Source organism: Xanthomonas sp. BRIP62418, from assembly GCF_003993495.1.
Taxonomy (GTDB): domain Bacteria; phylum Pseudomonadota; class Gammaproteobacteria; order Xanthomonadales; family Xanthomonadaceae; genus Xanthomonas; species Xanthomonas euroxanthea.
Map to the genome: position 1 here is coordinate 25,152 of NZ_QEZG01000028.1, position 24,887 is coordinate 50,038.

Annotated in this window: 21 protein-coding genes; 2 read left to right on the top strand and 19 right to left on the bottom strand. The window is 66.8% G+C overall.

Annotated features, from left to right (window positions below):
• Nucleotides 1–93: 93 nt before the first annotated feature.
• The 15 genes from EO174_RS05100 to EO174_RS05170 form a co-directional block, all read right to left on the bottom strand.
• On the bottom strand, nt 94–2,796 hold the full coding sequence (locus EO174_RS05100) for a TonB-dependent receptor (RefSeq protein ID WP_126942764.1): 2,703 nt from the start codon (nt 2,794–2,796) through the stop codon (nt 94–96).
• Between the two features lie 725 nt (nt 2,797–3,521).
• On the bottom strand, nt 3,522–4,232 hold the full coding sequence (gene gspN / locus EO174_RS05105) for a type II secretion system protein N (RefSeq protein WP_104583838.1): 711 nt from the start codon (nt 4,230–4,232) through the stop codon (nt 3,522–3,524).
• Between the two features lie 5 nt (nt 4,233–4,237).
• Nucleotides 4,238–4,714 carry a type II secretion system protein GspM gene (gene gspM, locus EO174_RS05110; RefSeq protein ID WP_126942767.1) on the bottom strand — a complete coding sequence of 159 codons (477 nt, stop codon included), beginning with the start codon at nt 4,712–4,714 and terminating at the stop codon, nt 4,238–4,240.
• Entirely contained in the window at nt 4,711–5,799 is a 1,089-nt protein-coding gene (gene gspL, locus EO174_RS05115) for a type II secretion system protein GspL (RefSeq protein ID WP_126942770.1), read from the bottom strand. Before gspL ends, gspM begins: the two co-directional genes overlap by 4 nt.
• The gene (gspK, locus tag EO174_RS05120; protein WP_126942773.1) at nt 5,796–6,788 is read right to left on the bottom strand and encodes a type II secretion system minor pseudopilin GspK; all 993 of its coding nucleotides are present in this window, start codon (nt 6,786–6,788) and stop codon (nt 5,796–5,798) included. The genes gspL and gspK overlap by 4 nt, the downstream gene beginning before the upstream one ends.
• The gene (gspJ, locus tag EO174_RS05125; protein ID WP_126942776.1) at nt 6,785–7,408 is read right to left on the bottom strand and encodes a type II secretion system minor pseudopilin GspJ; all 624 of its coding nucleotides are present in this window, start codon (nt 7,406–7,408) and stop codon (nt 6,785–6,787) included. The genes gspK and gspJ overlap by 4 nt, the downstream gene beginning before the upstream one ends.
• Nucleotides 7,405–7,785 carry a type II secretion system minor pseudopilin GspI gene (gene gspI / locus EO174_RS05130; protein WP_126942779.1) on the bottom strand — a complete coding sequence of 127 codons (381 nt, stop codon included), beginning with the start codon at nt 7,783–7,785 and terminating at the stop codon, nt 7,405–7,407. The genes gspJ and gspI overlap by 4 nt, the downstream gene beginning before the upstream one ends.
• Nucleotides 7,769–8,251 (bottom strand): GspH/FimT family pseudopilin, encoded by a 483-nt coding sequence (locus EO174_RS05135; protein ID WP_126942782.1) that lies wholly within the window; start codon nt 8,249–8,251, stop codon nt 7,769–7,771. Before EO174_RS05135 ends, gspI begins: the two co-directional genes overlap by 17 nt.
• A 27-nt stretch (nt 8,252–8,278) precedes the next feature.
• The gene (gene gspG, locus EO174_RS05140; RefSeq protein WP_126942784.1) at nt 8,279–8,743 is read right to left on the bottom strand and encodes a type II secretion system major pseudopilin GspG; all 465 of its coding nucleotides are present in this window, start codon (nt 8,741–8,743) and stop codon (nt 8,279–8,281) included.
• A gap of 28 nt (nt 8,744–8,771) precedes the next feature.
• Nucleotides 8,772–9,968, bottom strand: a complete 1,197-nt coding sequence (gene gspF, locus EO174_RS05145; RefSeq protein WP_119130695.1) for a type II secretion system inner membrane protein GspF — start codon at nt 9,966–9,968, stop codon at nt 8,772–8,774.
• Nucleotides 9,955–11,442: a type II secretion system ATPase GspE gene (gene gspE / locus EO174_RS05150; protein ID WP_126942787.1), complete on the bottom strand. Its 1,488-nt coding sequence runs from the start codon at nt 11,440–11,442 to the stop codon at nt 9,955–9,957. The genes gspF and gspE overlap by 14 nt, the downstream gene beginning before the upstream one ends.
• A 4-nt stretch (nt 11,443–11,446) precedes the next feature.
• Nucleotides 11,447–13,528 (bottom strand): type II secretion system secretin GspD, encoded by a 2,082-nt coding sequence (gene gspD / locus EO174_RS05155; RefSeq protein WP_126942790.1) that lies wholly within the window; start codon nt 13,526–13,528, stop codon nt 11,447–11,449.
• A complete protein-coding gene (locus EO174_RS05160; RefSeq protein ID WP_126942793.1) occupies nt 13,525–14,337 on the bottom strand; it encodes a type II secretion system protein N in 813 nt (270 codons plus the stop codon). The genes gspD and EO174_RS05160 overlap by 4 nt, the downstream gene beginning before the upstream one ends.
• 158 nt (nt 14,338–14,495) lie before the next feature.
• Nucleotides 14,496–17,147 (bottom strand): TonB-dependent receptor, encoded by a 2,652-nt coding sequence (locus tag EO174_RS05165; RefSeq protein ID WP_126942796.1) that lies wholly within the window; start codon nt 17,145–17,147, stop codon nt 14,496–14,498.
• 79 nt (nt 17,148–17,226) lie between these two features.
• Nucleotides 17,227–18,705, bottom strand: coding sequence for a hypothetical protein (locus tag EO174_RS05170; protein WP_126942799.1), 1,479 nt, complete (start codon nt 18,703–18,705; stop codon nt 17,227–17,229).
• A gap of 189 nt (nt 18,706–18,894) precedes the next feature.
• On the opposite strand from EO174_RS05170, the gene EO174_RS05175 reads away from it, so the two are divergent.
• Complete coding sequence (locus EO174_RS05175) at nt 18,895–19,755, top strand: 2OG-Fe(II) oxygenase (protein ID WP_126942802.1); 861 nt, start codon at nt 18,895–18,897, stop codon at nt 19,753–19,755.
• A gap of 615 nt (nt 19,756–20,370) precedes the next feature.
• Here EO174_RS05175 and EO174_RS05180 read toward each other — a convergent pair.
• Together EO174_RS05180 and EO174_RS05185 are read right to left on the bottom strand one after the other, a co-directional pair.
• Complete coding sequence (locus EO174_RS05180) at nt 20,371–20,787, bottom strand: VanZ family protein (RefSeq protein WP_104583797.1); 417 nt, start codon at nt 20,785–20,787, stop codon at nt 20,371–20,373.
• Entirely contained in the window at nt 20,775–22,028 is a 1,254-nt protein-coding gene (locus EO174_RS05185) for an SAM-dependent methyltransferase (RefSeq protein ID WP_180496884.1), read from the bottom strand. The genes EO174_RS05180 and EO174_RS05185 overlap by 13 nt, the downstream gene beginning before the upstream one ends.
• On the opposite strand from EO174_RS05185, the gene EO174_RS05190 reads away from it, so the two are divergent.
• Nucleotides 22,027–22,764 (top strand): pteridine reductase, encoded by a 738-nt coding sequence (locus tag EO174_RS05190; RefSeq protein WP_126942805.1) that lies wholly within the window; start codon nt 22,027–22,029, stop codon nt 22,762–22,764. The genes EO174_RS05185 and EO174_RS05190 overlap by 2 nt on opposite strands.
• Before the next feature lie 12 nt (nt 22,765–22,776).
• Here EO174_RS05190 and folK read toward each other — a convergent pair whose 3' ends face one another.
• Nucleotides 22,777–23,289 (bottom strand): 2-amino-4-hydroxy-6-hydroxymethyldihydropteridine diphosphokinase, encoded by a 513-nt coding sequence (folK, locus tag EO174_RS05195; protein WP_126942808.1) that lies wholly within the window; start codon nt 23,287–23,289, stop codon nt 22,777–22,779.
• Nucleotides 23,290–23,382: 93 nt separating this feature from the next.
• Entirely contained in the window at nt 23,383–24,885 is a 1,503-nt protein-coding gene (locus tag EO174_RS05200) for a hybrid sensor histidine kinase/response regulator (RefSeq protein WP_119129579.1), read from the bottom strand.
• Between the last annotated feature and the right edge of the window lie 2 nt (nt 24,886–24,887).

Consider the following 24,887-nt stretch of genomic DNA (forward strand, 5'->3'; position numbering starts at 1 on the left):
CCCGTGCGGCGTTGTACTGACCAACGGCGTTGCACTCACCCCTGGCCGCCGCACGCAGCGATGCACGGCCGCACCACACTTGCTCGCCCGTCATCACAGCATGTCCCACTGCATCGACAGGTAGTAACTGCGACCGGTGACACCGGTCATCTGCCAACGGCTGGCGATGTCCTTGTAGGCCTCCTCGGTGCGGTTGGTGAGATTCAAGCCGCCGAGCTGGAAGCTCAGCCTGTCGTTGACCTGGTAGCCGAGCACCGCATCCAGCTGGGTGCGCGCCTTCATGGTGTGGCCTTCGCGCGCGAAGAAGCTGTCGCTGCTGTCCTGTTCGTACTCGCTGCGATGGTTGAGCGAGACGCGCGCCGAATAATGCGTGCTCTCCCAGTACGCGGTGGCGTTCCAGGTCTGTTCGGACAGGTTGCGGATCTGGAAATCGGTATCGCGCTGCGGAATCACCCGGGTGAAGTTGGTGGTCACCCCGAAGCCGTCGATCGGCAACCAGGCGTCCAGCGATTGCGTCCAGCCCAGTTCGTAGCCGCGGATCTTGACCTTGCTCGGATCGTTGGTGGTGGCAGTGATCTCGTAGATATCGCCGCCGCTGTCCACGCAGTCGCCGGCCGCGTTGCTGGACAGCGCAGTGCCGTTGAAGGCGGCCGGGCAGACGATGCTGTTGAAGGTGCCGTTCTTGATGTTCTTCCAGAAGCCGGCCACGGTGAGCGCGCCACCGTTTCCGTAGTACCACTCCAGGCTCAGGTCGGCCTGGTCGGCGGTCAGCGCCTTCAGATCGGTCTGGCCCTGGGTGACGACATAGGTCGTCGTGCCGCCGGTATTGGTGCCGGTGGAAATGGTCGAGGCGATGGCGGTATTGCTGTCCAGGATCGGCCGCACCAGTACCTTGGCGGCGGCAAAGCGCAGCAGCAGGTCCTCGCGCATGTCCAGCACCAGGTTCAGGCTGGGCAGCCAGTTGGAATAGTCGTACGGCGCACGCGCGGTGCCGATCACCACATTGGCATCGTCGCTGGCGGCCTGTGCCTGGGTCAGGTAGGTGTCGGTGGTGCGCTTGGTGTTTTCGTAGCGCAGGCCAAGGTTGCCGCGCAGGCGCATGCTGCCGATGTCGGTGTCGATGCGCGCCATCGCATAGGCCGAGGAAATGTCGTTCTCGATGCTGTAGCTGCTTTGCGGCGCGAACAGCACCGGCACGCTGATGCCGGCGGCCGCCAGCGAGCGCGCGTAGGCGGCGATATCCGGAGTGACCCAGCTGTCCTGCGAGGCGAGCTGCCCGTCGAGGAAGTTGCTCACCGTGCTGTTGGCGGCCGACAGTTCCGGGAACATGTCGAAGCCCGACACCGCACCGGTCCTGAGCAGATACAGGAAGTCGCGCCGGCGCACGTCGCGCTCGAAGGTCTCGCGGCGGTATTTGGCACCGAAGCGCACCGCGTTCAATGCACCCAGCTCCAGATACCGTTCGGCATCCAGTTGCAGCGACCATTCCTTGTTGCTGAGCGACTGGATGGAACCGTTGGGATACTCGCTACGCACCAGATTGGCCTTGTCCCAGGCGCTGGCATCGGTGGCGTCGGCATCGGTGGTCAGCGAGATCGCGTCGGGATTGGAGGTATCCAGCAATGTCGCCAACGGAATCCGGCCCAGGATCGCGGCGCGCTCGTTTTCGTCGGTCTTGCCCTGGGTGTAATTGGCCGCGCCACTGAGCGTCCAGGCATCGCCCTTCCATTTGAAGTCGTAGGTGAGCAACTGCGTGGACAGGTCGTGTTGTTCGATCTGGCGATTGTTTTCCAGCCAGTAGTCCGATGCCGCCACCTGCGTGGCGGTCAGGCCGTTGGTCTGCAGCACCGTCAGCGGGGTGCGCTCGAACGAGTACACCAGCTGGTTCATGTCGTTGGCGGTCTTGTCCTGCGAATACAGCGCAGTGAGGTTCATCTCCAGCTGGTCGTTGGGCTTCCACTGCAGGCCGCTGTTGAACATCTTGCGCGTGGTCTCGCGCTCGATCGAGCGATAGCGCGGGCGGCGCGGAATGTACAAGCTGCCGGCGTCGGTGTCCTGCGTGTACCAGCGGTCGATCCACAGATAATCGGCGCGGTCCTTGAGCTTCTGGTAGCCGGCGCTGAGGAACACGCCCAGCTCGCCGCCACCGGCCTTGAACTGGTCGATGTAGGTCAGCACGCCCTTGGGCGTGGGCGAGCCACCGGCGAACTCCGCATATTGCGTCTTGGCCGAGAACAGCAGCTTGGTCTGCTGGTAGTCCAGCGGTTTGGTGGTGTTGATGTTGACCGTGCCGGACAGGCCACCGGCGTCCATGTCCGCCGACGGCGATTTGATCACCTCGATCCCGGCGGCCACTTCCGGCTGGATGATGTCGTAGCGGAACCCATCGGTGAAGTCGGCGCTCTTGATCACCTGGCCGTTGATGGTGGTGGCCGAGTACTGCGGGCCCAGGCCACGCACGCTGATGGTGGAACCGCGCCCGTTGATGGTGGAGATCTGCACGCCCGGGATGCGCTGGATCGCCTCGGCGATGTTTTCGGCGGGAAACTTGCCGATGTCCTGCGCGGAGATGCCATCGGTCATGCGCACGTCGTCGCGCTTGTTGTCCATCGCGGTGATCAGGCTCTTCTGGTAGGAGCTGGTGACCTTGACGGTGTCGAGCTGGGAAATCTGCGCCGCCGGCGGCGATTCCTGCGCCTGCGCGTTGGCGCCGCAGGCAAGCAGCGACAGCGCAATGGCGAGGGACAGCGAGGAGGGCGAACAACAACGCAACGCGGCACGCGGGACAGGTGACATGGGAGATCCTGAGGTGGAATGGCTGGACGACGACGCGGCTGGCATTCCGATCGATCAGCGCTGACAGATCCCGGCGTTGGGCAACCCACCCACGCGCGCACAGGCCACCAGTTCCGGACGTCCGGAACCGCCTGCGATCTGTTGTCTGCGAGCACCCCGTACGGCCCCCCGTGGGTGCCGATGCCGTCTCCCTCCCAGGACGGTCATCGCCTGCCATTGCTGATCAACGGCCCTGACTGGCAAATACCAATTCAGTAGATTTGATTCTTATGGTCTTTAAAAGATCCTGTCAACAGTCACTGTCGAAAGCGTTTTCCGCCCGGCCGGGATCGCGCCCTAAGGCTTGTTTTCAAAGACCTTCGACGGTGCGTACAGGGTCATTTGGGTGCGGCGCGGGTATCGTTGTCACAGGACCAGTCACCGACCAATCGTTGGTAACCAGACCAATTTCTCGAGGATCCGGCGGTAGCCGATGCAGCGGAAGCATTGTGGGTGGCATCACAGTCCAGTGCCGCGCGCTTCTACGTCATCGAGGGCGGCATGCCTGCCGCGTCGCCGCAGCCACGCCCTGCAGCGATGACTGCAAGCCGCGCCAGGGCGACAACGATGTCAGCGGACTGGATAGAAGCGGCGCTGCGTTGGCCGGGACAAGGACACCGGCCGTGCCCATGCACGCGAATGGTGCAGATGGAAGATCGCGCCACGCCCGGCGAGCAAAGCTGCGCTCAGCGCAGTTGCCCCTGGTCGACGCGCAGCAAGGTGCGCTCCGGGGTGGCGGCAAAGCCCAGCAGTTGCAGGCCCACGCCCAGCACCGCGTCCTGCCCCGGATCGACACGCGACTGCAGCTGCCAGCGTCCATCGCCCCACAGCTGCAGCTGTGCATCGGCCTGTACGCCGGCAGGCAGCGCGGCGTCGGGCAGCAGGGTGAGCACGGCGGTATCGCCCATGCAGCGCGGTTGTCCGGTCAGGCGCAACGGCGGTAGCCCGGGCAGCTCGCCCGCCCCACTTGCCAGCACTTGCAGGCCAACCCGCCCAGCTGCCTGCACGCAGCCGGTGGCATCGAACAACAGATCCACCTGCTGCAGCTCCAATGCCAGATCGATCAACGCCATGCCCCCTGGCTGGCGCAACAGCAACTGGCCCTGCGCATCGCGGATGCCGTGTTGCGCGCCATCCACCAGCAGCAGTTGCAGCTGCGTGGCCTGCAGGTGCACCTGGCGCTCTCCGCGCACCAGTGGCCACAGCCGCGGCCGTACCGTGACATCGCCGAAGGCGATGCCTTGCCATTGCACCTGCCGCAAGGTGCCGGCCCATACCGGCCCCTCCACGTCCAGCGCCGAGAATGGCAGGCCCTCCCGTGGCAGCACCAGGCGCAGCGGCAGCCATGCCAGCAGCGCGACACCCACCATCAGCAGGAAGATCAGGATCCAGCGCAGGCGCGTCACGGTGCAGGCTCCGCAAACCCGCAGCGTACCCGGAGTTGGCCCTGGTCGCGCACGATGCTCAGCTGGGTCGGCACCAGTCCATGCGCCTGGCGCAGCCGCTCCAGCCAGCCGAACAAGGTGACGGCACTGACCGCATCGATCTGCACCTCCACCCCACCCGCTGCACTGCGCTGCTGCGAGGTGATGCTGACGCCGGCATCGCGTGCGCTGCTGGCGATGCGCTCGTTCAGTGCCGTCGTACCAGGTGCCGCCGTACGCCTGCTCGCAGATGCCTGTGCAGATGCATCGAGCACCAGCTGCGCCGCAACGGCATAGCGCGCCTGCGCCTGGGCGTGCCAGTGCCGCAACGGGGTGTAGAGCGCGTACCAGCCGACAAACGCGGCCAGCGCGGCGCACATCACGCCCAGCATCAACCGCTCGCGCGGCGCGCGCGCCTGCCACCACTGCGTGCTGCGTTGCAGGTAGGCATTCATCGCGACGGCTCCAGTGCGAACGGTGTCCGCATGCGCTCGTCTTCGGTCTGGCTACTGCCCGGCTGCAGCTGCCATCCTGCTTCGGCCAGCCGCCCGGACAGCTGTTGCAGGCTGGCGCCATCGCTGTGCAGCAGTGTGCCGCGCAGCGGCTGCGCGGCCTGATAGTCGAGCTGGTCCAGTTCCGCCGCCGGAACGGCATCGACTGCTGCGAACAAGCTGCCGAGCTGCACGGCCAGGACATCGGCGGCCGCACCCGCGTGCCGGCGTGCCTGCAATGCGGCCGGTACCGCCGCCGCATCGCGCACGCCCACCTGTGCGGCGGCGCGTGATTGCAGCAGGCGCGCGCCGAGTTCGTAGCGCAGTGTCTGCGCCAGCAACAGCACCAGCGGCGACAGCAGCACCAGCGCGGCCAGCGCCGCAAGACGGCGCGGAGTGACCGTCTGTGCAGCGGCCGGCCTTGCGGCGAATGCGTGTTGCAGCAGGTTGATCGGCGCGCGCATGGCGCATCGCGCAAAGCCGGCAATGGCTTGCGCGGCGTCAGGTGTCGGCGGCGGTACCGGCGCGCGTTCGCCCAGCAGCATGCGCGCGGCCTCCGGCTCCAGGCTGCAGGCCAGCCCTGCGCCGCGGATCAGCAAGCGGCCATCCCAGTCCATCACTGCCGCCGCAGCGTCCGGACCGGGCTCCAGCAACAGGCAATCGGGCACCACCGCGTCGGGAACGACACCCAGCTGCGCTGCGCGCGCCAGCCACTGCTGCATCACCGCGTCGTCCACCGCAGCGACCAGACGCGTGCCATCGGCCTCGACGCGATCGGCAATCACCACATGCAGGCCCGGCGTCTCGACCGCCAGGTGCTCGGCCAGGTGCAGGCGTGCAGCCGCGACCGATTGCGCGATGCTGCGGCCGGGCAAGCACAGCCAGCGCAGATGCACATCCACGCCCGGCACCACCAGCACGGTACGTGCGGACGGTTCATACGGCGTGCTGGCCGGGCGCTGCGACAGCACCTGACCCTGCGCATCCACGCGCACGGCAATCGCCGGCGCAGTGGCATCGGCGGGCAGCAACAGCAAGCTGGTACTCATTCGTCGGAACTCCATTGACGCGCCACCAGCCGCACACGCCCCGCAGGGTCTTGTTGCAGCAAGGCATCCAGCATCACCTGCGCGCCTGCATGGTCGACCTGGCTGTAGAGCGAGAAGTAACTGGTGCGTAGTGCGATCTGTTCCAGTACCGCATTGGAAGGCTCGGCCTGGATCAGCGCAGGCTGGCTCAGGAACGTCCTGACGTTGCGCCATCCTGCGGCCGGCCGCGCGGCGATGACGCGGCGCGCGGTCGGCAATTCCAGCACGCCTTCGGTCAGTGCCACCAACACTGGCGCATCTTGCGGGCGCAGCGTATTGATATTGATCGGCGACAGGCGCGCTTCCGGCAATGCACACACATACGGCCGCAACTGCGCGATCAGTTGTGGCGTGTAGCCGGCGATGGCGCGCAGTTCGCCGACGCCCGCCAGCAGGGTCGCACCAGTGCGTCGCGGCACTGCCAATTGCAGATAGTGTGCGTCTTCGGCCCCCTGTGCGCCGGGTTGGCTGTCGCTGTCGATCCAGTCCACCAGCGCATCGGTCAGCGCCTGTGCCTGTTGCGGTGCGATGCCCAGCACGTCCAGCAATGCGCGGTACTGGCCTGCGCCATCGTCGCTGCGCTGCCATTGCTCGGGCGCACCGGCGACCACACTGTTGAGATTGAAGCAGCCGCCGCGATCGCGCAGGCGCACGCTCACTGTGCCGTCGTCCAGCGGGAAGATGATCGGCTGATCGTTCCAGCCGCCTTCCAGCGTGGTGCGCATCGGATCACGCCTGGCCAGTGCCTGCAGGCGCGCGCGCGCAAGGGTTTCGGTGCCCAGCGCATACCACTGCGCCTGCGTCATCGCCTCGCCGTTGCCGGTGCGACGCAGGCCAAAGCGCAGATCGTCCAGCACCGCGACCATCAGCAGCGTCATCACCGCCACCAGCAACAGCACCGTCAGCAGTGCGACGCCGCGTTGCTGCCTGCGTGCATTCAAGGCCGTCATCCGCGCCCCTCCGGCAACAGGAACAACTGGCGTACGCGGCCCCATTGCTCCAGGTCCAGCTCCAGCGAGATCGCATCCGGCAGCGCGTCGAGCCCCCCGCTCCAGCCGTCGCTCCACTGCGCGCGATAGTGGAACCCCACCACCGCCGAGCGCACGCCATGCAACACCACCTGCGGCGTGCCGGCGACCGCACCGTCGAGGGCCGGACGCGCACTGCGCTCCAGGCGTCCGTCGACCAGGCGGTATTCCACGTATTGCAAGGACGCGCGCGGCGCCTGATCCGGATTGCTCCAGCCGCGTCGCACAAAACCGAACAGGGGCCCGGGCACACCGGGCGGGCTTGCGACGAACGCGGTGCGTGCAGCGCTGCCTTCGCTATTGCGCGTGCGCCGCACTGCGGCCTGCTGCAGGTCGCTGCGCAGCAGGCCATGGGCAAGCTGGAACTCGCGCACGTGCTGCAGGCGCGCACGCACGGCATCGCGCTGGTCGATGCTCTGCCGCATCACCACCACCGCCGCCACTGCCACCAGCGCGAACACCGCCAGGGCGACCAGCAGCTCGATCAAGGTGAAGCCCGCGCTGCCACGGACACACGCTGCGCTGCGACGCGCGCGGCTCATTCGGCACCCCGCAGCACACTCAAGCTGGCGAGTTCCTGCGCCTGCGCTGCGGCCCGCACCTGCACCTGGATGCGCACGATGCCCGCAGCACCGGCCGGCATCGACTGACGCTGCCAGTCCCAGCTGCGTCCGCCCAGCGTTTCCTGCCCGTTGGCCGGTATCAGTGCTGCGGCCGTGGGCGCGAGCATCGCTTCGATCGCCTGGTTTTCCGCCACCACCGCGGCCAGCGCACGCTCTTCCAACACCACCGCGGTACGCGTGCTTTCGCCGGACACGTTCAACAGACCGACCACGGCCATGCCGAAGATCGCCAGCGCGACCATCAGTTCGAGCAGCGAGAATCCGGCGCAGGCATGCGGGTTACGGCCGTGGGGCATCGACCCGTACCACGCCGGCGGCGTCCACTACGACCTGCAGCTGTTGTTGGCCGTCGGCCAACGCGATGCGTTGCGGCGTGGCCGCACCGGTGGGGTCGAAGCGCACGCTCACCTGCGTACCGCCCACCGGCATCTGCGCCTGCACGCCGGCAGGCCAGCGCATCGCGGCGAAAGGTTTTTCATCCAGCGGCACCCAGCGTTGCTGCGCCTGCCGCCGGAATGCATAACCACCGGCATCGATGCTCACCTCGACCATGCGCAGGCTCAGGATCGCCTCGTCGCGTGCATGGCCCAAGGCACCGGCCAATGCATCGGCCTGGTCGTGCAGTTCGCGCCGCGTATCCGGCAAGGTCAGCACCACCAACGTGCTGGCGAGTGCGGTGATCACCAGCACCGCCAGCAACTCGAGCAAGGTGAAGCCGCGCGCAGGCGCCAGCGACGCGCGTCCACGGGATTGGCTTGCCATGGCGGCTTGCGCGACCACTGCCCGGCCTCAGCGCCAGTTGCCGATATCGGCATTGTCGGCGTCGCCGCCTTCGGCGCCATCGGCACCGAACGAGTACACATCGAAGCCACCGTTGCGGCCCGGGCGACGGTACTGGTATGCGTGGCCCCACGGATCTTCGGGCAGGCGGCGGATATAGCCGCCCTGGCGGTAGCGCTCCGGCCGGGTCAGGCCGCTTGGCGCAGTGAGCAAGGCCTGCAGGCCCTGTTCGGTGCTCGGGTAGCTGAGGTTGTCCAGGCGATAGGTTTCCAGTGCCTGTTCCAGCACAGCCACGTCGGCGCGCGCTTTCTCGACCATGGCGCGGTCCTGGCTGGGCATCACGTTGATCATCACCACCGTGGCAAGCAGGCCGATGATGACGATGACCACCATCAACTCGACCAGGGTGAAGCCGCGCGTTCGCGCTTGCGAGGACAGCGAGCAAGGACATTGGCGGTGACGGATGGACTGCATGAGGATCTCCAGAAATAGGCGGCCGCGCTCAACCAAGCGCGAGGGTGTTGAATTGCAGGATGGGCAGCAGGATCGACAGCACGATCACCGCCACCACCCCGCCGAGCAGCACGATGATGGCCGGCTCCAGCAGGCTCATCGCCGCGGTGGTGAAGGAGGCGAACTCGCGCTCCAGATAATCGGCGGCACGTTCCAGCATCGGCGCCAGGCGCCCGCTGTTTTCGCCGCTGGAGGCCATGTACAGCAGCGTCGGTGGAAACACGCCGGCGCGCTTCATCGCCGCGGCCAGGCTGCCGCCTTCGCGGATTGCCGTGACCATGCTGTCGGTGGCCAGCCGCAAGGCGCGGTTGTCGACGGTGCGCGCGGCGATCATCAGGCCTTCCATCAGCGGCAACCCGCTGTTGACCATGATCGCCAGCGTGCGTGCCATGCGTGCGGCGTGCAGGTCGCGGATCAGCCGGCCGAGCAAGGGCGCGCGCAGCACCGCACGGTCGGCCGCCAGGCGCAGCTGCGGGCGCTTGAGCAAGCGCAATGCGGCGATCACCGCAATGACCAGTGCCGCCAGCAGCGGAATGCCCGCATGCAGCAGGAAGTTCGACACGCCGATCACCGCGCGCGTCAGCAGTGGCAATGCGCGGCCCATCGAATCGAACTGATCCACCACCTTGGGCACCACGAAGGTCATCAGCACGATGACCACCGCACCGGCGGTCAGGGCCAACGCGGCCGGATAGACCAGTGCAGACTGCAGCTTGCTGCGCACCTGTGCCTGCCGCTCCAGCAGATCGGCCAGGCGCTCGAGCACCTGCGGCAACGCGCCGGCGCTTTCGCCGGCGGCCACCATCGCCCGATACAACGGCGGAAACGCACTGCCCTGGCGCGCCATCGCATCCGACAGGCGGAAGCCTTCGACCACCAGCCCATGCGTCTGGCTGGTGACCCGGCGCACGCCGCGACGCTCGGACTGCGTGCCGATGGTGCGCAGCGCTTCCTCCAGCGGCGCGGTCTCCACCAGCGTGGCCAGCTGGCGGGTGAACAGCACCAGATCCTTGCCGCTGAAACGCGCCGGACGCACGCTGCTGGCCGCCACCGCCGCCTCCACGCGTACCGGCACCCACTGACGCTGCTCCAGTTGCGCGCGTGCACCCTGCGCCGAGTCGGCGGTGATCACGCCCTGGCGGCGATGCCCGTGCAGATCGAGCACGGTGTAGTCAAACCGCGGCATGCGCATCGTCCTGCTGGCGGGTCACCCGCAGCGCCTCTTCCAGTGTGGTGAGGCCTTGCAGCACAGCGGCGCGCGCGGCATCGCCCAGTCGCGCTGAACGCGCGAAGGCCGCTGCCGCCAGGGCATCTTCATCGGCGTTGTCGCCGATCAGCCGACGCATCGCATCATCCACCGCAATGGCTTCGTAGACGCCCACGCGCCCGGCATAACCGCTGTGGTGGCAGGCTGCGCAGCCCACGGCGCCGTAGATGGTTGCATCGTCGGGCGCCTGCAACATCTGCCGCGCGTTGGCATCCAGCGGGCGCGGGGCGCGGCACTGCGTGCACAGGCGCCGCACCAGCCGCTGGGCCAGGATCAGCCGCAGGCTCGATGCGAGCAGGAACGGTTCGATGCCCATGTCGCGCAGGCGCGTGACCGCGCCCACCGCATCGTTGGTGTGCACGGTGGACAGCACCAGGTGACCGGTCAGACTGGCCTGCACGGCGATCTGCGCGGTCTCGGTGTCGCGGATCTCGCCGATCATCACCACGTCCGGGTCCTGGCGCAGGATGGCGCGCAAGCCGGCCGCGAAGGTCATGCCCACACGCGCGTTGACCTGGGTCTGACCGACGCCGTCGATGGCGTATTCCACCGGGTCCTCCACCGTGAGGATGTTGCGCGAGCCATCGTTGAGCAGGCTCAGCGCCGCATACAGCGTGGTGGTCTTGCCCGAGCCGGTCGGCCCGGTCACCAGCACGATGCCGTTGGGCACCTGCAGGGCGCGCTGCACCGTGTGCATCACCGCCGGTGGCATGCCGAGCTGGGCCAGCGACAAGGTGCCCTGCTCCTTGTCCAGGATGCGCAGCACCACCCGCTCGCTGCTGCGCGTGGGCAGCGTGGACACGCGCACGTCCAGTGCCTTGGCACCCATCACCAGCGACACGCGGCCATCCTGCGGGATGCGTTTTTCGGCGATGTCCAGCCGTGCCATCACCTTGACGCGCGACACCAGCAACGGCGCGATGCGTCCGGGCAAGGTGGCCGCTTCACGCATCACCCCGTCCACGCGCAGCCGCACGCGCAGCCGCGATTCGTAGGATTCCAGATGCACGTCCGAGGCACCCAGGCGCGCGGCCTCGGCGATGATGCCGTTGATCAGGCGGATGATCGGCGCATCGTCCTGGCTGTCGAGCAGATCGGCGGTGGGGATGTCGTCGATCAACGAATCCAGGCTGCCGTGCAGGTCCAGCGCCTCGACCTGCACGCCCTGCTCCATGCCGGCATCGGCATAGATCTCCGACACGTGCCGGTCGAACACCGACGGTGCCAGCGTGCGGACCTGCAATGGCAGGCCCAGCGCACGCCGCAGCTCGATCAGGGCCTGCACATCGCCGCCTTCGCGCAGGCCGATCTGCGCGGCGCTGTCGCTGCCGAGCAGCACCACGCCGTGGCGCTTGGCGAACGCATAGGAAATGCTGGCGCGCGCAGTGTTCATGGCATCAGCGCTGCGCGGGACGCGCGCCGGGCGCAGGCGTTGTTGCCGGCGCCGGCACGGCTGGCGACGGCGCCCCCGGCAGCTGCGGCGGTTGTGCGCGCAGGTAGTCGCGCACCAGTGCATCGAGCGCGGCTTCCGGGTCGCCATCGGCCAGCTGGCGATCGCGCAGGTAGCTGTAGCGCGGTGCGGTCATGCGCTGCGCATCGGCCGCGTCGCGGATGATGGTCGGGCGGATGAACACCATCAGGTTGGTCTTGTCGCGGTTGCGCGACTTGTGCCGGAACAGCGCGCCCAGCCCGGGCACATCGCCCAGCAGCGGCACCTTCTCCACGGTCTGCCGGTCGTTCTGGTCGAGCAGGCCGCCGAGCGCGACGATGGCGCCGTTTTCCACCACCACGCGGGTTTCGATCTGGCGCTTGTTGAACACCAGCTCCGAGGACTGCGCGCTGACCGGCCCGGCAATGGCCGAGACTTCCTGCTTGATCGCCAGGGTGATGCCGCCGGCGGTGTTGATCTGCGGGCGCACTTCCAGCTCCACGCCCACGTCCTGGCGCTGGATGGTGCGGAACGGGTTGTCGTTGGCCGCGCCCAGCACTTCGCCGGTGGTGATCGGCACTTCCTGGCCGACCAGGATGCGTGCCTGCTCGTTGTCCAGGGTCATGATCGACGGGGTGGACAACAGGTTGGAGCCGGTGTCGCTCTTGACCGCATCGATGATCATGCCGAACACCGCATCGTTGCTCTGCCCGGCCAGCCCGATCAGGCCGCCGCTCAGGCCCAGCAGCGATTGCGCGGCCACATTGCGCGCCTGTTCCAGCACCGAATCGTCGTCGCCGTTGTTGCTGCGCGTGCCGGCCGCTGCCGCGGCCAATGGCACGATGCCCGGCGACGCGCCGCTGTACTGCGTGGCGATCAACGGCACCGTGCCATTGCGGCCGGCCAACAGCAGCTGCACGCCCAGGCGCTTGGCGGCGGTGTCGGAAATCTCCACCACGATCGCTTCGACCAGCACCTGCTCGCGATGCACGTCCAGCTGACGGATCACATCCATCAAGGCGCGCTGGGTTTCCGGGTCGGCATTGATGATCAAGGCGTTGGAGCCGGGGTAGCGCACGATCACCGGGCGCTTGCCGGCGGCCGGCGTGATCACCTGCGTCTGCGCAGCGCCCGCAGCAGCGGCGGCCACATCCACCGCGCTGGAGCGCGTGTCCTGCCCGGGCTGCGCCTCGTTGCCCGGGGTCTGCCCGACCAGTTGCTGCAACACCGGCAGCAATTGCTCGGCGCTGGCGTGTTGCAGCCGCACCACGCTGACATCGCCGCGACGTTCGGCACGCCCATCCAGATCCATCGCAGTGCGCACCACGCGCTGCACCAGTGCCGGGTCGCCGCGCACGATCAGCGAGTTGCTGCTGTCCACCGGCAACACCGACAGCACGTTGCTGCGTTCGCCGGCCTGCCCGAACAGCGAGGTCAGCGTGCGCGCCAGTTCCTGCGCGGAACTATTGCGCAAGCTCACCGTGTCGATCGCCGCGCGGTCGGTGTCGATCTGTGCGACCAGGCCACGCACGCGGCGCAGGTTGTCGGCGTAGTCGGCAATCAGCAGGCTGTTGCCCTGCGGCATCGCCATGATCACGCCGCCACGGCCGATCAGCGGCTTGAGAATCTCCGCAGCGCTGCGCGCATCCACGCGTTGCAGGGTGAACACCTGCGTGGCGAACCCCAGGTTGCCGTTGGCCGCGCTGCCAGGCTGCTGCGCAGCGGTATCGTCGGGAATGATGCGGTAGGTCGACGGCCCGCTGGACACCGCAATCAAGCCATTGGCACGCAAGACCGCCAGCAGCATGCCAAGCAGGTCCTGTTCCGACATCGCCTGCGCGCGCGCCACGTTGACCGTGCCCTGCACGCGCGTGTCCACGATGAAGGTGATGCCGGTGGCACGCGACACGTCCTGGATGAAGGCACGCAGGTCCACGTCCTGCAGGCGCACGGCCGGTGCGTCGGCGGCATGCAACGACACCATCGGCACCGCCGGCAGTGCGAGCAACAAGGTGGCCGAAAGCAGCCATGCGGGGCGGGCAGCAGTCATTGCGGGCGCTTCAAGGTCATGGTGTGGGTCTGGCCGTCGCGGCGGTAGGTCAGCGTGGCCGCCTGGCCATCGCGCAGTTCGTCCTGCAGCTCGCGCAGGTGTTCGGCATCGAGCGTGCGGCCATTGAGCTGGGTGAGCACATCGCCTGGGGCCAGGCCGGCCTGGCGCAGCAAGGCCCCATCGCCGCGCGGCATCACGGTGAACCCGCTGCCGTCTTCGCTTGCACGCAGGCCGGCGGTGGTGAGCAGTTGTTGCGGGTCGACAGCCATTGCCGTGGCCGTGCCAGCCGCAGTGCCGACATTCGACATCACCGCAGGTGCGGCGCTGGTGGCTGCTGCCGCGCTCGTTGCTGGCGAGGGCGGCGCCGACGACGCTGTGGATTCCACCAAGGCCAGACGTCGCACGCCACCACCGGTACGCAGCAGCACGTGATCGCTCGCGATCGCCTGCACTGTCACGCCAGCTACCACGACATCGCCAATGCGATACGCGCCTTGTCGGCCATCGCCACTGCTCAGGAACGCGGCCGCTTGCGTGCCGCCTGCGCGGACACCATGCAACACGATGCCGTCGCTGCCGGCCTCCGGAACGCTGCGATGGAACACATCGCGGCGCAGTGCGGGCAGCTCCGCCTGTGCAGGCGTGGCGACCTGGGCGGTGCCCAGCGGCCCGATCGGGATGATCACCACCCACAACACGCGCGCGCATTGCAGCGCCAGCAAGGCGAGCAGCACGCAGGCCACCGCGCTGCGGCCACGCGCCGACATCAGGGGTTTCAAGGAGGGCAAAACGCGCTGCAAAGCGGACATCCGTCTCAGGATTGCGGTCGGATGACAGAATGCGGCCGCAATGTGTCAGTTCGAAGAAAGCGATGACACAGGCCGACACACGGCAACACACCCGCAGACGCAAACGCCCGCCATGCGAGGCAGGGCGGGCGTTTGCGATACAGGCAGCGGGAGTCGGATCAGAAGCGCGCTGTCACACTCAGGTCATACGTCACGCCAGGCTGGTACTCGTACAGGTCTACCCGGTTGCTGCCCAGGCTCTGGTACTCCTGGTAGCGGGTCTTGAGCAGGTTGCGTGCGGCGAAGTTCAGCGACAGCGTATTGCCCGACCACACCAGGCCTTTCTTGATCACCAGATCCAGCGAAGTACCCGGCTTGTCGATGTAATCCGGTTGCCCGGGGCGACCACGCGCGGATACCCGCTCGCCGACATAGTTGGCGATCAAGGTGGCCTGGCTGTGGGTGCTTTCGCTTTCCACGCCGATCTGCAGGTTGGCGATGTCGTCGGACTGCCCCTGCAGGGCCGAGCCATCACGGATGAACAAGGTCGCCTGCACCGGCGCAGTGAAGCCGAACGGCTGCACGGTGTCGCCATCGCTGGCACTCACTTCCGACGTGGTGCGCGTGTAGTTGCCGGACAGGAACACCCGGTTGTCACCCCACCAGTCGGCCGCGATCGGCAGGTCCAGATACTTCTTGGCTTCCAGCTCGATGCCGTACAAGGTGGCTTCTGGCGCATTGATGAAGCTCTGCACGATGCCGCCGCCCGGTGCATCGTTGACGATGGCCTCGATCGGCTTGTCGATGCTCTTGTAGAACGCGCCGACGGTGAAATACTCACCCGGCTCGAAGAACCACTCGTACCGAGCATCCAGGTTGACCAGCTCGCTATCGACCAGGAACGGGTTGCCGAAGAACTGGCGGTCGATATCCGGGTCCAGGTACTGCTGCGGCGCCATCTCGCGGAACTGCGGGCGGGCAATGGTCTTGGACGCACCAAAGCGCAGCTGCTGGTTCTCGGCAAAATTCCAGGTCACCGTGGCCGATGGCAGCGCGTAGCTGTTCTCCAGCGGTGCCACGCTGTCCTGGCGCACGCCGGTGAAGATGTCGTACGGATGCACCGCCTGCGTGGCGTCTTCGTAACGCACGCCGACGGTGGCCCGCAGCGTCGGCACGATCTCGCCTTCGGCCTGCAGATACGCCGCCTTGACCTTCAAAGTCGCATCGTACGCGGCCGCACCGAAGCTGCCGGTGGTCTCGCGCAGGCGCAGCAGATCGTTGCTGAGGTTGTAATCGGAGATCAGGTAATCCACACGCTGGAACTGGTTGTAGAACGGCAACGGGCCGTCCAGTGCCAGGAAGCGGAATTCACGGCTCCATGCGCTGCGGTCGTTGTCCAGATAGGCCAGACCGCCCTTGAGAGTGACATCGCGCTCGATCGGCAAACGCCAGGTCACATCCACCCCGCCGCTGGCCACGGTGTCGTCGACCTTGCTGAAGCGGGTGTAGTTCTGCACGCGCGAGGCATCGTGCGCCCAGTAGCCATCCAGCAGCTCGTAACGGATGCCGGTTTCGTACGGCACATCGCGGCTGGCGTTGGCCACCGCTGCGCGCCATTCAATCTTCAAGTCGTCGTACTCGCCGAACGCGTGCGTGCCGCGTAGCTGGTTGTTGATCAGCTGGCGCTCGTACCACTCGGTGTTGTCGTCGCGCACATCGAAACCGGCCAGTTCGTCGCGGCCGGCGCGGCTGCGCGCGACCTTCAACGCATCGTGCACATACAAGGTGGTCCAGCCGATGGTGTGGCTGCCGTACTCCCAGCCCAGGCCCAGCATGCCGTTGGTGCGCACGTTGTTGCGGGTGGTGGCGAAGTCGTAGTTGGAATTGAACTCGACCGTATCGCCGACAAAGATGCCGTCCTGCTGCTTGCCGGTGCGCGTGCGCCACTCGTTGTCGTAGCTGGCCACCGCGATGATGCCCAGCTTGGCCTCGCCCACGTCCATGCTGTAACCGGCGCTGCCGCCGACATTGACGTCCGGGGCGATGCTGTCCTTTTCCTGCAGCACGTACAGGTTGGCGTTGTTCAAGCTACGGCCGATGCTACGGATGTCCTCGCGCGAGAAACTGCCCAGGTCCACGCGCCGGCCGCTCTGGATTGCATCGCGCAACGCGCCGGGCTGCTTGCGGGTGCCATCGTCATAGCCCCACTCGTCATCGCCGGAGCCGTAGTAGGTCAGGCCTTTTTCGCCGGTGCTGACACTGTTGACGCCGCCGCCCACGGTCAGCGACAGGAACGGCTTGTCCGGCACCGCCATCGATTGCAGATCGATCACGCCGCCGCCGAATTCGCCCGGATAATCGGCCGAATAGGTTTTCTGCACGGTCACGCTGTCCAGCACATCGCTGGGAAACAGGTCCAGCGGCACCACCCGCTGCATCGGCTCGGGGCTGGGCAATGGCGAACCATTGAACAACGCCGAGGAATAACGCTCGCCCAGGCCGCGCACATACACATACTTGCCGCGCGACAGGCTCAGGCCGGTGACACGCGTCAGCGCCACCGCCGCGCTGCTGTCGCCGGTGCGCTCCATGTCCTCGCGGGTGACGAACGAGGCCACCTCCGAGGTCTGCAGCATCGGTTCGGGAATGTATTCGCCACGCACCACGACCTGGTCGAGTTGCTTGGGCGCACTGGTGGTGCTGCTGGTGCCAGTGGTGGAGCCGGCATCGGTGGTGGTCGACTGCGCCAGCGCAGCACCGGAAAACAGCAAGGTGGAAATGGAAAGAGACAGGCCCGTCCGCGAGAGACGGGCGACAGCGGAGGTTCGCATCGTGGGAGCCCTGGCAACTGAAAGATGAAGCTGGACGCATCGCAAGGCAGCAGCGTGGGCTGCCTGGCGATGCTGTGCCTCAGCAGGGACGATCGGCGGTCAGGCCGCAGGTCCAGCCCTGCCACCAGGTGTCGTTGGCGTCGCGCACGCCACCGATGTAGTTCACCTGCTGGAAGAAGCTGCTCACCCCGTTCAAGCCCTGGAAGGCCGGCACGGCGCTTTCGTTGGCGCCATTGACGAAGGTGTTCTGCAACGTGGATACGCCATTGGCGACATTGTTGGTGCCGGCCGCGAACTGGGTGGCCGCACGCGTATCGCTGCCGAAGGCGGTCGGGCAGGCGAAGAACACCGAATTGAAGGTCCCGAGCGTGTCGGCATCGGCCAGGTTGAAGCACACCAGGCCATCACCGGTGCCACCGGCCGGACGCGTGACGACCGAGTTGTAGAACGCGGCCTGCGTGCCCTGGTTGAGCATGATTGCCGCACCGGCACGCGCATTGCCCACGTAGGTGAAGTTGGCCACCTTCGGACGCGAATACGGCTGGCGACGCAGGCTGCTCCACTCGTTCATGCGGTCGCCACCGCCGGCGCGCTGCACCACGATGCCGAACTGCAGAGCACCGCTCCAGCCGGCGTCGGTATCCAGCGAATCGTCGTCGGCGCCGGTGATCACGATGTGGCTGCCATTGACGGTGCCACCGAACCATTCGATCCCGTCGTCGGAGCTATTGTGGATCTGCACATGATCCAGGCGCGTGCCGCTGCCCACGCCGGCCAGGGTGATGCCCTGCAGCTCGTTGTTGGGCGAAATTTCGAAGCCCGAATACATCACCCGCAGGTAGCGCAGGGAACCGCTGTTGTCGGTGGCGCTGTTACCGCCGTAAAAGGCGTTGGTGCCTTCCACCTGCGCCTGACATTCCGGCGTGCCGGAGACCGTGGTGCCCGGGCAGTTGTTGATGGCCGCGCGGCCCAGCACCACGATGCCGCCCCACAAGCCGATGGTGTTGGCGCTGACCTGGCCCTCCAGGGCCTGGCGTGCAGTGAACACGATCGGGGCAGTGGCGCTGCCTTCGGCAAAGATCTGCGAACCGCGGTTGACCACGATGTAGTCGCTACCGGCCGAACCGAACAAGGTCACGCCCGGTTCGATGGTCAGGATGCCCTGCGTGCTGCCGGCGGCCGGAGCGATGGCATTGCCGCCGCGGTCGGTGCCCACGTTGACGCGTCCGCTGATCGAATACGCCGTGCCCGCACGTGCCGCTACCACCAGATTGCCGTTGATGGTGTCCGGCAGCTGGCAGGCGCGCAGCGTGTTGTTGGCGATGGTGCCGACATTGGAAAAACCGGTCGGGCAATCGGCGGCCGGGCCGGTCGGTGCCGGAGCCGGCGTCGGTGCCGGCGTGGGCGCCGGGGTGGGTGCGGGAGCCGGCGTCGGTGCCGGCGGAAATGCGCCCTCGCCGGGCGAGGCGACACGATCGGCACCACCACCGCAGGCCGACAACGCCAGCGCGGTACCAAACGTCATGAGAAGTGTCTTGCTGCTATTGCGAACGGACATGCGGCTGATCTCCAGGTCAAAAAAGGTCCGGTATGAAGAGGAGTCGTCAAGAATTGGCTGCGTTCCGCCCACTGCAGTGGCGAGCACGTTCTAGATCCCCGTCACTTTTATAGGGGGTGTCTGTGTCATTTGTCTTACCACGACACAATTGACATATGCCTGCCACACAGTGACATGCACTGTAGCGAGATGACCTCGACCACCATCCCCGCCGCCCTGGGCGACTGGATCATTGCGCAGGCAATGGCCGGCCAGCCGCCCGAACAGGCGCTACAGCCGCTCCTGGATCAAGGCTGGAGCGAACAGGACGCCATCGACGCAGTCGAAGCCCTGGTGCGTAGCCACATCCAGCACCACGCGCAGACGCATGGCCTGCCGGTGCCGGTGCGCGTGCCGGCGGTGCTACAGGACAACGATGCCTCGTTACTGGACCTGGGCGATCGCCAGGTACGCGTGCTGGTCAGCCTGTTGCTGCCGCGCGTGGTGGTGCTGGGCGATTTTCTGTCCGATGCCGAATGCGATGCATTGATTGCGCTGGCGCAGCCACGCCTGGTGCGTTCGCGCACCGTGGACAACGACAACGGCGCGCAGATCGTGCATGCCGCGCGCACCAGCCACAGCATGTGCCTGCAGCTGGGGCAGGACGCGCTGTGCCAACGCGTCGAAGCACGCATCGCACGCCTGCTCGACTGGCCGGTCGACCACGGCGAAGGACTGCAGGTATTGCGCTATGCCACCGGCGCCGAATATCAGCCGCACTACGATTACTTCGACCCTGCTGCCGCAGGCACACCGGTGTTGCTGCAGGCCGGCGGTCAGCGCGTCGCATCGTTGGTGATGTATCTCAACACGCCGGAACGCGGCGGCGCCACGCGCTTTCCCGATGCGCATCTGGACGTGGCCGCCGTCAAAGGCAACGCAGTGTTCTTCAGCTACGACCGCCCGCATCCAATGACACGCAGCCTGCACGCCGGCGCGCCGGTACTGGCCGGCGAAAAGTGGGTCGCGACCAAGTGGCTGCGCGAGCGTGCAGTCCGCCTGCCCGGCTGAGCGCGGCGGTCATACGCGTACGTAATCGCCCGGTCGTCGACGATCGTGATGCAACCGGATTATTCCCATGCAGATCCACTCAGATACACGACGTACAACGCAGCCGAGATCTGCAACGGCATGGTTCTTCAGTCGCGATCGGATGTTTGAATCAAAAGCACGGTGAGTCGATGGCGCGGCGCCCTCACCACCTGCGGGACACGCCGTGAACCCGTCCCTGGGGGCTCGGTGGCGGCATCCATGCCGCCACACGGTCCCGCAACCGGCGAGGGCACCGCACCAGAGGGTTAATCGGCTGTTTTCTTGAAAGCGTGTTACTGGGCTTGCGGTGAGCAGACAAGACGCTTGCAGGTTGCGTGTTGGAAGCTTGTCTGCCGCTCGGCCTGCGCGAGGAACGGATCGGACACAACATGACTCAAACAAGGCACGCCATGCCCTGCTTGTAACTGCGCATACCGACCATCTCCACAGGTCCTTGCCCGCTCACCGTCGCGGGACCTTACGCGGCATGGATGCCGCGTAAGAGCCTACAAGGATGTACTTGCGGCGTGCCTGCGAGGGTGGGCGGGCAAGGGCCCTGCAGAAAAACCACAGATCAACCGCTCTACACGAGACCTATCCGCGCCGTCCGAACATGCGCTTGTCCATCCGTAGCATCACCCACCGCAGCGGCGTCCACGCCAGGCACAAGCCGGCGAGGATGCCCAGCGTATCGGCCAGCGCATCATAGGGATCCGCGCTGCGGTTGGTGGTCAGTGCCCCTTGCGCGATCTCGATGCCGATTCCCAGCAGCACCAATCCGAATGCCGCAGACAACAGCGCGCGCCGGGTGGCGAACAGCTGCACCGCCCCCCAGCACAACAATGCGAACGTCAAGAAGTGCTCGCCCTTGTCGCTATTGGACGGCAGTTCCGGAAACTCCGGCGGCGGCCCCATGCACACTGCAATCACCACCAGGATTGCGGCAATCCACAGGCCTACCCACAACCGTGGTCGATGGAACGGCCGCAGCGCCGGGCTTACAACCGCCATGTGAGATCGCCCGCCAGAAATGCCGGCGCAAAATCGACATCGCGCGCAAACCCCATCACCTGGAAGCGCTCGCCCATTTCGCTGGGCAAGGTCAGCCGCTTGATCTGCTCGCGCAAGCGCATGCGCCCTACTTCATCGGTGCGCGTATCGGCCTGTGCCAGCAACGCATCCAGGCCGTTGCCGAGCAGGAAGCTGGCTTGCGTGCAGTAGCCAGCCAACTCGAAACCGGCCCCGGTGCCGGCCTCGGCCAACGCGGTGAAGTCCACCGACGCGGTCAGATCCTGCAGGCCCGGCCAGCGATACAGATCCTCATGCATGCGATGGCGATAGAACGCGCGCAAGGTGCCGTCTTCGCGCTGCGCACGATAGAACTCGCCACGCGGGTAACCGTAGTCGACGAACAGCATCGCGCCGCGCTTCAACCCGCCGGCCACGGCCTGGATCCAGTACGGCAACTGCGGCAGCAACTCGGAGCGATAGCCATCGGCGAAGGGCTGCTCCAGATAGCGTTCCAGGTGCCGTACCGCCGCGCCCAGCAATGCGTCGGCAGGCTGCTCGCCGCGCGCGAACTGCTGCTGCGCATCCAGCACCACGGTTTCCTCATACACCTCGCCGTCGCGCAGCGTGAAGCGTGGCGTGGGCAATGCGTCGATCACCTCGTTGGCGAACAGCACCCCATCCCAATCGTCCGGGAACGGACCGTCCAGCCATTCGACCAGGTCAAAGACCGGCGGGATCAGGCTACGTCCCAAACGCTCACGCTGACGCTCGCGCAGGTCGGCGCTGGGCTCCAGGATCGCGTAACGCTCCGGCAGCGCATCCAGCTCGAGCAGGCGCTTGAGCGTGACTTCGGCGAATGCGCCGCTGCCACCGCCCACTTCCAGCACGCGCGCCTGCGGCCCGAGCTGCTGCAGCACCGGCGCCAGCGCACCGGACACGGTGGCCGCGAACAAGGGTCCCAGCTCCGGCGCGGTGACGAAATCGCCGGCCTCGCCGAACTTGCTGGAGCCGGCGCTGTAATAGCCCAGGCCCGGCGCATACAACGCCAGCTCCATGAAACGCGAAAACGGAATCGCACCACCGGCGGCGGCAATCTCGGCGCGCAGATGCGCGGCCAGCTGCTCGCTGTGCGCCAGGGCGTCCGGATCGGGAATAGGAAGGTCGGCGTGCATGCGGGCACCGGTTGCGGGGACAATGCACAGGATAGCCGAGCCCTTTGCAACGCCGAGCGAGTACGCCATGACAGACAGTTCCAAGGTGGTGTTGATCACCGGTGCAGCACGCCGTATCGGCGCGCAGATCGCCACCACGCTGCATGCGGCCGGCTACCGCGTTGCCCTGCATGCGCACCGCTCCGGCGAGGCGCTCGGTGCGCGTGTAGCGGAGCTTTGCGCGCAGCGCGCCGGCAGTGCGCAGGCCCTGCACGCCGACCTGCGCTTGCTGGAGGCGCCGGCGCAGCTGGTCGCCGACTGCATCGCCGCGTTCGGCCGCCTGGATGGCGTGGTCAACAATGCCTCCGCGTTCTATCCCACCGCGCTTGGCGCAGCGACGGCGGCGCAATGGGACGAGTTGTTCGCCGTCAACGCACGCGCGCCGTTCTTCATCGCCCAGGCGGCCGCCGCGCAGCTGCGCCAGCACCGCGGCGCCATCGTCAACCTCACCGACCTGCATGCGCAGCAGCCGATGCGCAACCATCCGCTGTATGGCGCGTCCAAAAGCGCGCTGGAGATGCTCACCCGCTCGCTCGCGCTGGAGCTGGCCCCAGAGGTGCGCGTCAACGCGGTCGCGCCCGGTGCGATCCTGTGGCCGGAGCAAGGCAAGTCTGCAGACGCCAGGCAGGCGCTGCTGGCGCGCACGCCGCTGGCGCGCATCGGCACGCCCGAGGAAATCGCCGAGGCGGTGCGCTGGCTGCTGGACGATGCCGGCTTCGTCACCGGCCACACCCTGCATGTGGATGGCGGCCGCCAGCTCAGTTGAGCTGCAACGACGCTAGCGCGCCACATCCAGCGCCGGGGCCGGACCCAGCTGCACCGTCGTGAACACGACGCCGTGCTGCGGATGCGCCTGCCACAGCGCGGCCAGGGTCTGCCCGCTCAGCGGGTCGACGAAGTCCGGCGCGATATCGGCCAGCGGCTTCAACACGAAGGCATGCTTGAGCTCGGGCCGCGGGATGCGCAGATGCCCGGGGCCTTGGACGATGCAATCGCCGAAGAACACCACGTCCACATCCAGGGTGCGGTCGCTGAAACGCGGGCCGCTGCGATCACGGCCGTGCGCATCTTCCAGCGCATGCAGCCAGTGGTCCAGCGCCTGCAGGTCCATGTCCGTGTCCAGCGCCACGGCGTTGTTGACGAAGTCCGGCCCGTCGAAGCCCACCGCCGGCGTGCGATACGCCGGGGAGATGGCAAGTGGGCCGAAGCGCGCGCGCAAGGCGTCGACGGCCAGGCGCAGGTAGTGGGTCGGCTGGACATTGCTGCCGAGGCTGAGAAGCACGGTGGTCATGCGTTATTCGCGCATGCAGCCCGCATCAGCGTCAACTGTTGCCATCGTGCCGCATGCGCCCATGCCCCGCCCGCAACGCGCCAAACCCTGGCCTCAGGCCACTTCGAGCGCGTGCGCCACAGCGCGGAACACCCGGCGCATCTCCAGCGGTTTGCGCAGCACATGCACCGGGATATCCGGCGGAAAGTACGAACGTTGCAGCGGCGCGCCGACATCTTCGAGCACGATCGCCGGGCCGTGATAGCCCAGCTCCTGCATGCTCAACAATACGCTCACCGCCGACAGCTGGATGATGTCGCTGTCGATGATCACCAGGTCCGGCATCGCGTGCTGCTGCACCAGCTGCAGTGCCGCTGCGCCATCGCTGGCCAGCTGCGGTTGGTAGCCCTGGCTGGACAAGGCATTGCCCAGCAGCGACAGGCGCGTGGCCTCGCCATCCACCAGCAGCACGCGCTGCCCATGCCCCAACGCCAGCGGCGGCTCGGTGTCGGCAACCGTCACCGCGGCCGCACGCATCGGCACGATCATGTCAAAACGCGTGCCCTCGCCCAGGCGGCTGTCGACCACGATGCTGCCGCCGTAGCTTTCCACGATGCGCTTGCAGGAAATCAGCCCCAGGCCGGTGCCATCGGCCTTGGTGGTGAAGAAGGGACTGAACAGGCGCGCGCGGGTGTCATCGCTCATGCCCACGCCGGTATCGGCCACGCTCATGCGTACCCGCGTGCCATCGTGGCGATCGGCCGACAGGGTCAACATCCCGCCACCGGGCATCGCCTGGATCGCGTTCAGCCCCAGATTGAGCAGGCACTGCTGCAACTCGGTGTAGTTGGCCTCGATGGTCAGATCCAGCGGGATCGTGTCCATCTGCAGGCGCACGCCGTCGGGCAGGCTGCTCTTGAGCAACATCTGCACCGCCTGGAACAGGCTGGCGATCGACACCTGCTCGCGCGGCTTGTTGGAGCCACGCACGAACGAGAGCATCGACTCGGCCATCTCATGCCCGCGCCGGCCGCATTCGGCCACCACGTTGGCCAGCTGGCGCAGCTGCGGATCGTCGGTGCGTCCGGCCAGCAGGTCGGGCACGATCAGCAACGGCTGCAGGATATTGCGCAGGTCGTGGCTCAAGCCGGCCGCCAGCATCGCCAGGCTTTCCAGCCGCTGCGCGCGCATCAGCTCGCTTTCCACGCGCTGGCGTTCCAGGTCGGCGCGCGCCTCGCGGATCGCACGGATCACCGCGCTCGGCAGGCGGGTCGGGTTATGCTTGATGATGTAGTCGTTGGCGCCATCCTGCAGCGCCTTGACCGCAGTCTCTTCGCCCATGGTGCCGGAGACGAAAATGAAGGGCGTGGCGCCGTTCTGGCGCACCAGGCGCAGTGCCTGATGACCGGAAAAACCGGGCATGCTCAGGTCCGACAGCACGATGTCCGGCTGGAATGCATCCAGCGCAGCGCGCAGCGACGGCTCGCTGTCCACGCGCTCGAATGCCGCATCCAGCCCGGCATCGAGCAGCTGGTCGGACAACAGCTCGGCGTCTTCCGGTGAATCTTCCACCAGAAGGATCTTCAGCTGCTCCAGTTTGCCCCCCTCATGCAGCATGG

Excerpts from the sequence above, each read along its gene's own strand:
- EO174_RS05100 (WP_126942764.1), bottom strand. The coding sequence starts at position 2,796 with ATGTCACCTGTCCCGCGTGCCGCGTTGCGTTGTTGTTCGCCCTCCTCG.
- gspM (WP_126942767.1), bottom strand. The coding sequence starts at position 4,714 with ATGAATGCCTACCTGCAACGCAGCACGCAGTGGTGGCAGGCGCGCGCG.
- gspL (WP_126942770.1), bottom strand. The coding sequence starts at position 5,799 with ATGAGTACCAGCTTGCTGTTGCTGCCCGCCGATGCCACTGCGCCGGCG.
- gspK (WP_126942773.1), bottom strand. The coding sequence starts at position 6,788 with ATGACGGCCTTGAATGCACGCAGGCAGCAACGCGGCGTCGCACTGCTG.
- gspJ (WP_126942776.1), bottom strand. The coding sequence starts at position 7,408 with ATGAGCCGCGCGCGTCGCAGCGCAGCGTGTGTCCGTGGCAGCGCGGGC.
- gspI (WP_126942779.1), bottom strand. The coding sequence starts at position 7,785 with ATGCCCCACGGCCGTAACCCGCATGCCTGCGCCGGATTCTCGCTGCTC.
- EO174_RS05135 (WP_126942782.1), bottom strand. The coding sequence starts at position 8,251 with ATGGCAAGCCAATCCCGTGGACGCGCGTCGCTGGCGCCTGCGCGCGGC.
- gspG (WP_126942784.1), bottom strand. The coding sequence starts at position 8,743 with ATGCAGTCCATCCGTCACCGCCAATGTCCTTGCTCGCTGTCCTCGCAA.
- gspF (WP_119130695.1), bottom strand. The coding sequence starts at position 9,968 with ATGCCGCGGTTTGACTACACCGTGCTCGATCTGCACGGGCATCGCCGC.
- gspE (WP_126942787.1), bottom strand. The coding sequence starts at position 11,442 with ATGAACACTGCGCGCGCCAGCATTTCCTATGCGTTCGCCAAGCGCCAC.
- gspD (WP_126942790.1), bottom strand. The coding sequence starts at position 13,528 with ATGACTGCTGCCCGCCCCGCATGGCTGCTTTCGGCCACCTTGTTGCTC.
- EO174_RS05160 (WP_126942793.1), bottom strand. The coding sequence starts at position 14,337 with ATGTCCGCTTTGCAGCGCGTTTTGCCCTCCTTGAAACCCCTGATGTCG.
- EO174_RS05165 (WP_126942796.1), bottom strand. The coding sequence starts at position 17,147 with ATGCGAACCTCCGCTGTCGCCCGTCTCTCGCGGACGGGCCTGTCTCTT.
- EO174_RS05170 (WP_126942799.1), bottom strand. The coding sequence starts at position 18,705 with ATGTCCGTTCGCAATAGCAGCAAGACACTTCTCATGACGTTTGGTACC.
- EO174_RS05175 (WP_126942802.1), top strand. The coding sequence starts at position 18,895 with ATGACCTCGACCACCATCCCCGCCGCCCTGGGCGACTGGATCATTGCG.
- EO174_RS05180 (WP_104583797.1), bottom strand. The coding sequence starts at position 20,787 with ATGGCGGTTGTAAGCCCGGCGCTGCGGCCGTTCCATCGACCACGGTTG.
- EO174_RS05190 (WP_126942805.1), top strand. The coding sequence starts at position 22,027 with ATGACAGACAGTTCCAAGGTGGTGTTGATCACCGGTGCAGCACGCCGT.
- EO174_RS05185 (WP_180496884.1), bottom strand. The coding sequence starts at position 22,028 with ATGGCGTACTCGCTCGGCGTTGCAAAGGGCTCGGCTATCCTGTGCATT.
- folK (WP_126942808.1), bottom strand. The coding sequence starts at position 23,289 with ATGACCACCGTGCTTCTCAGCCTCGGCAGCAATGTCCAGCCGACCCAC.
- EO174_RS05200 (WP_119129579.1), bottom strand. The coding sequence starts at position 24,885 with ATGCTGCATGAGGGGGGCAAACTGGAGCAGCTGAAGATCCTTCTGGTG.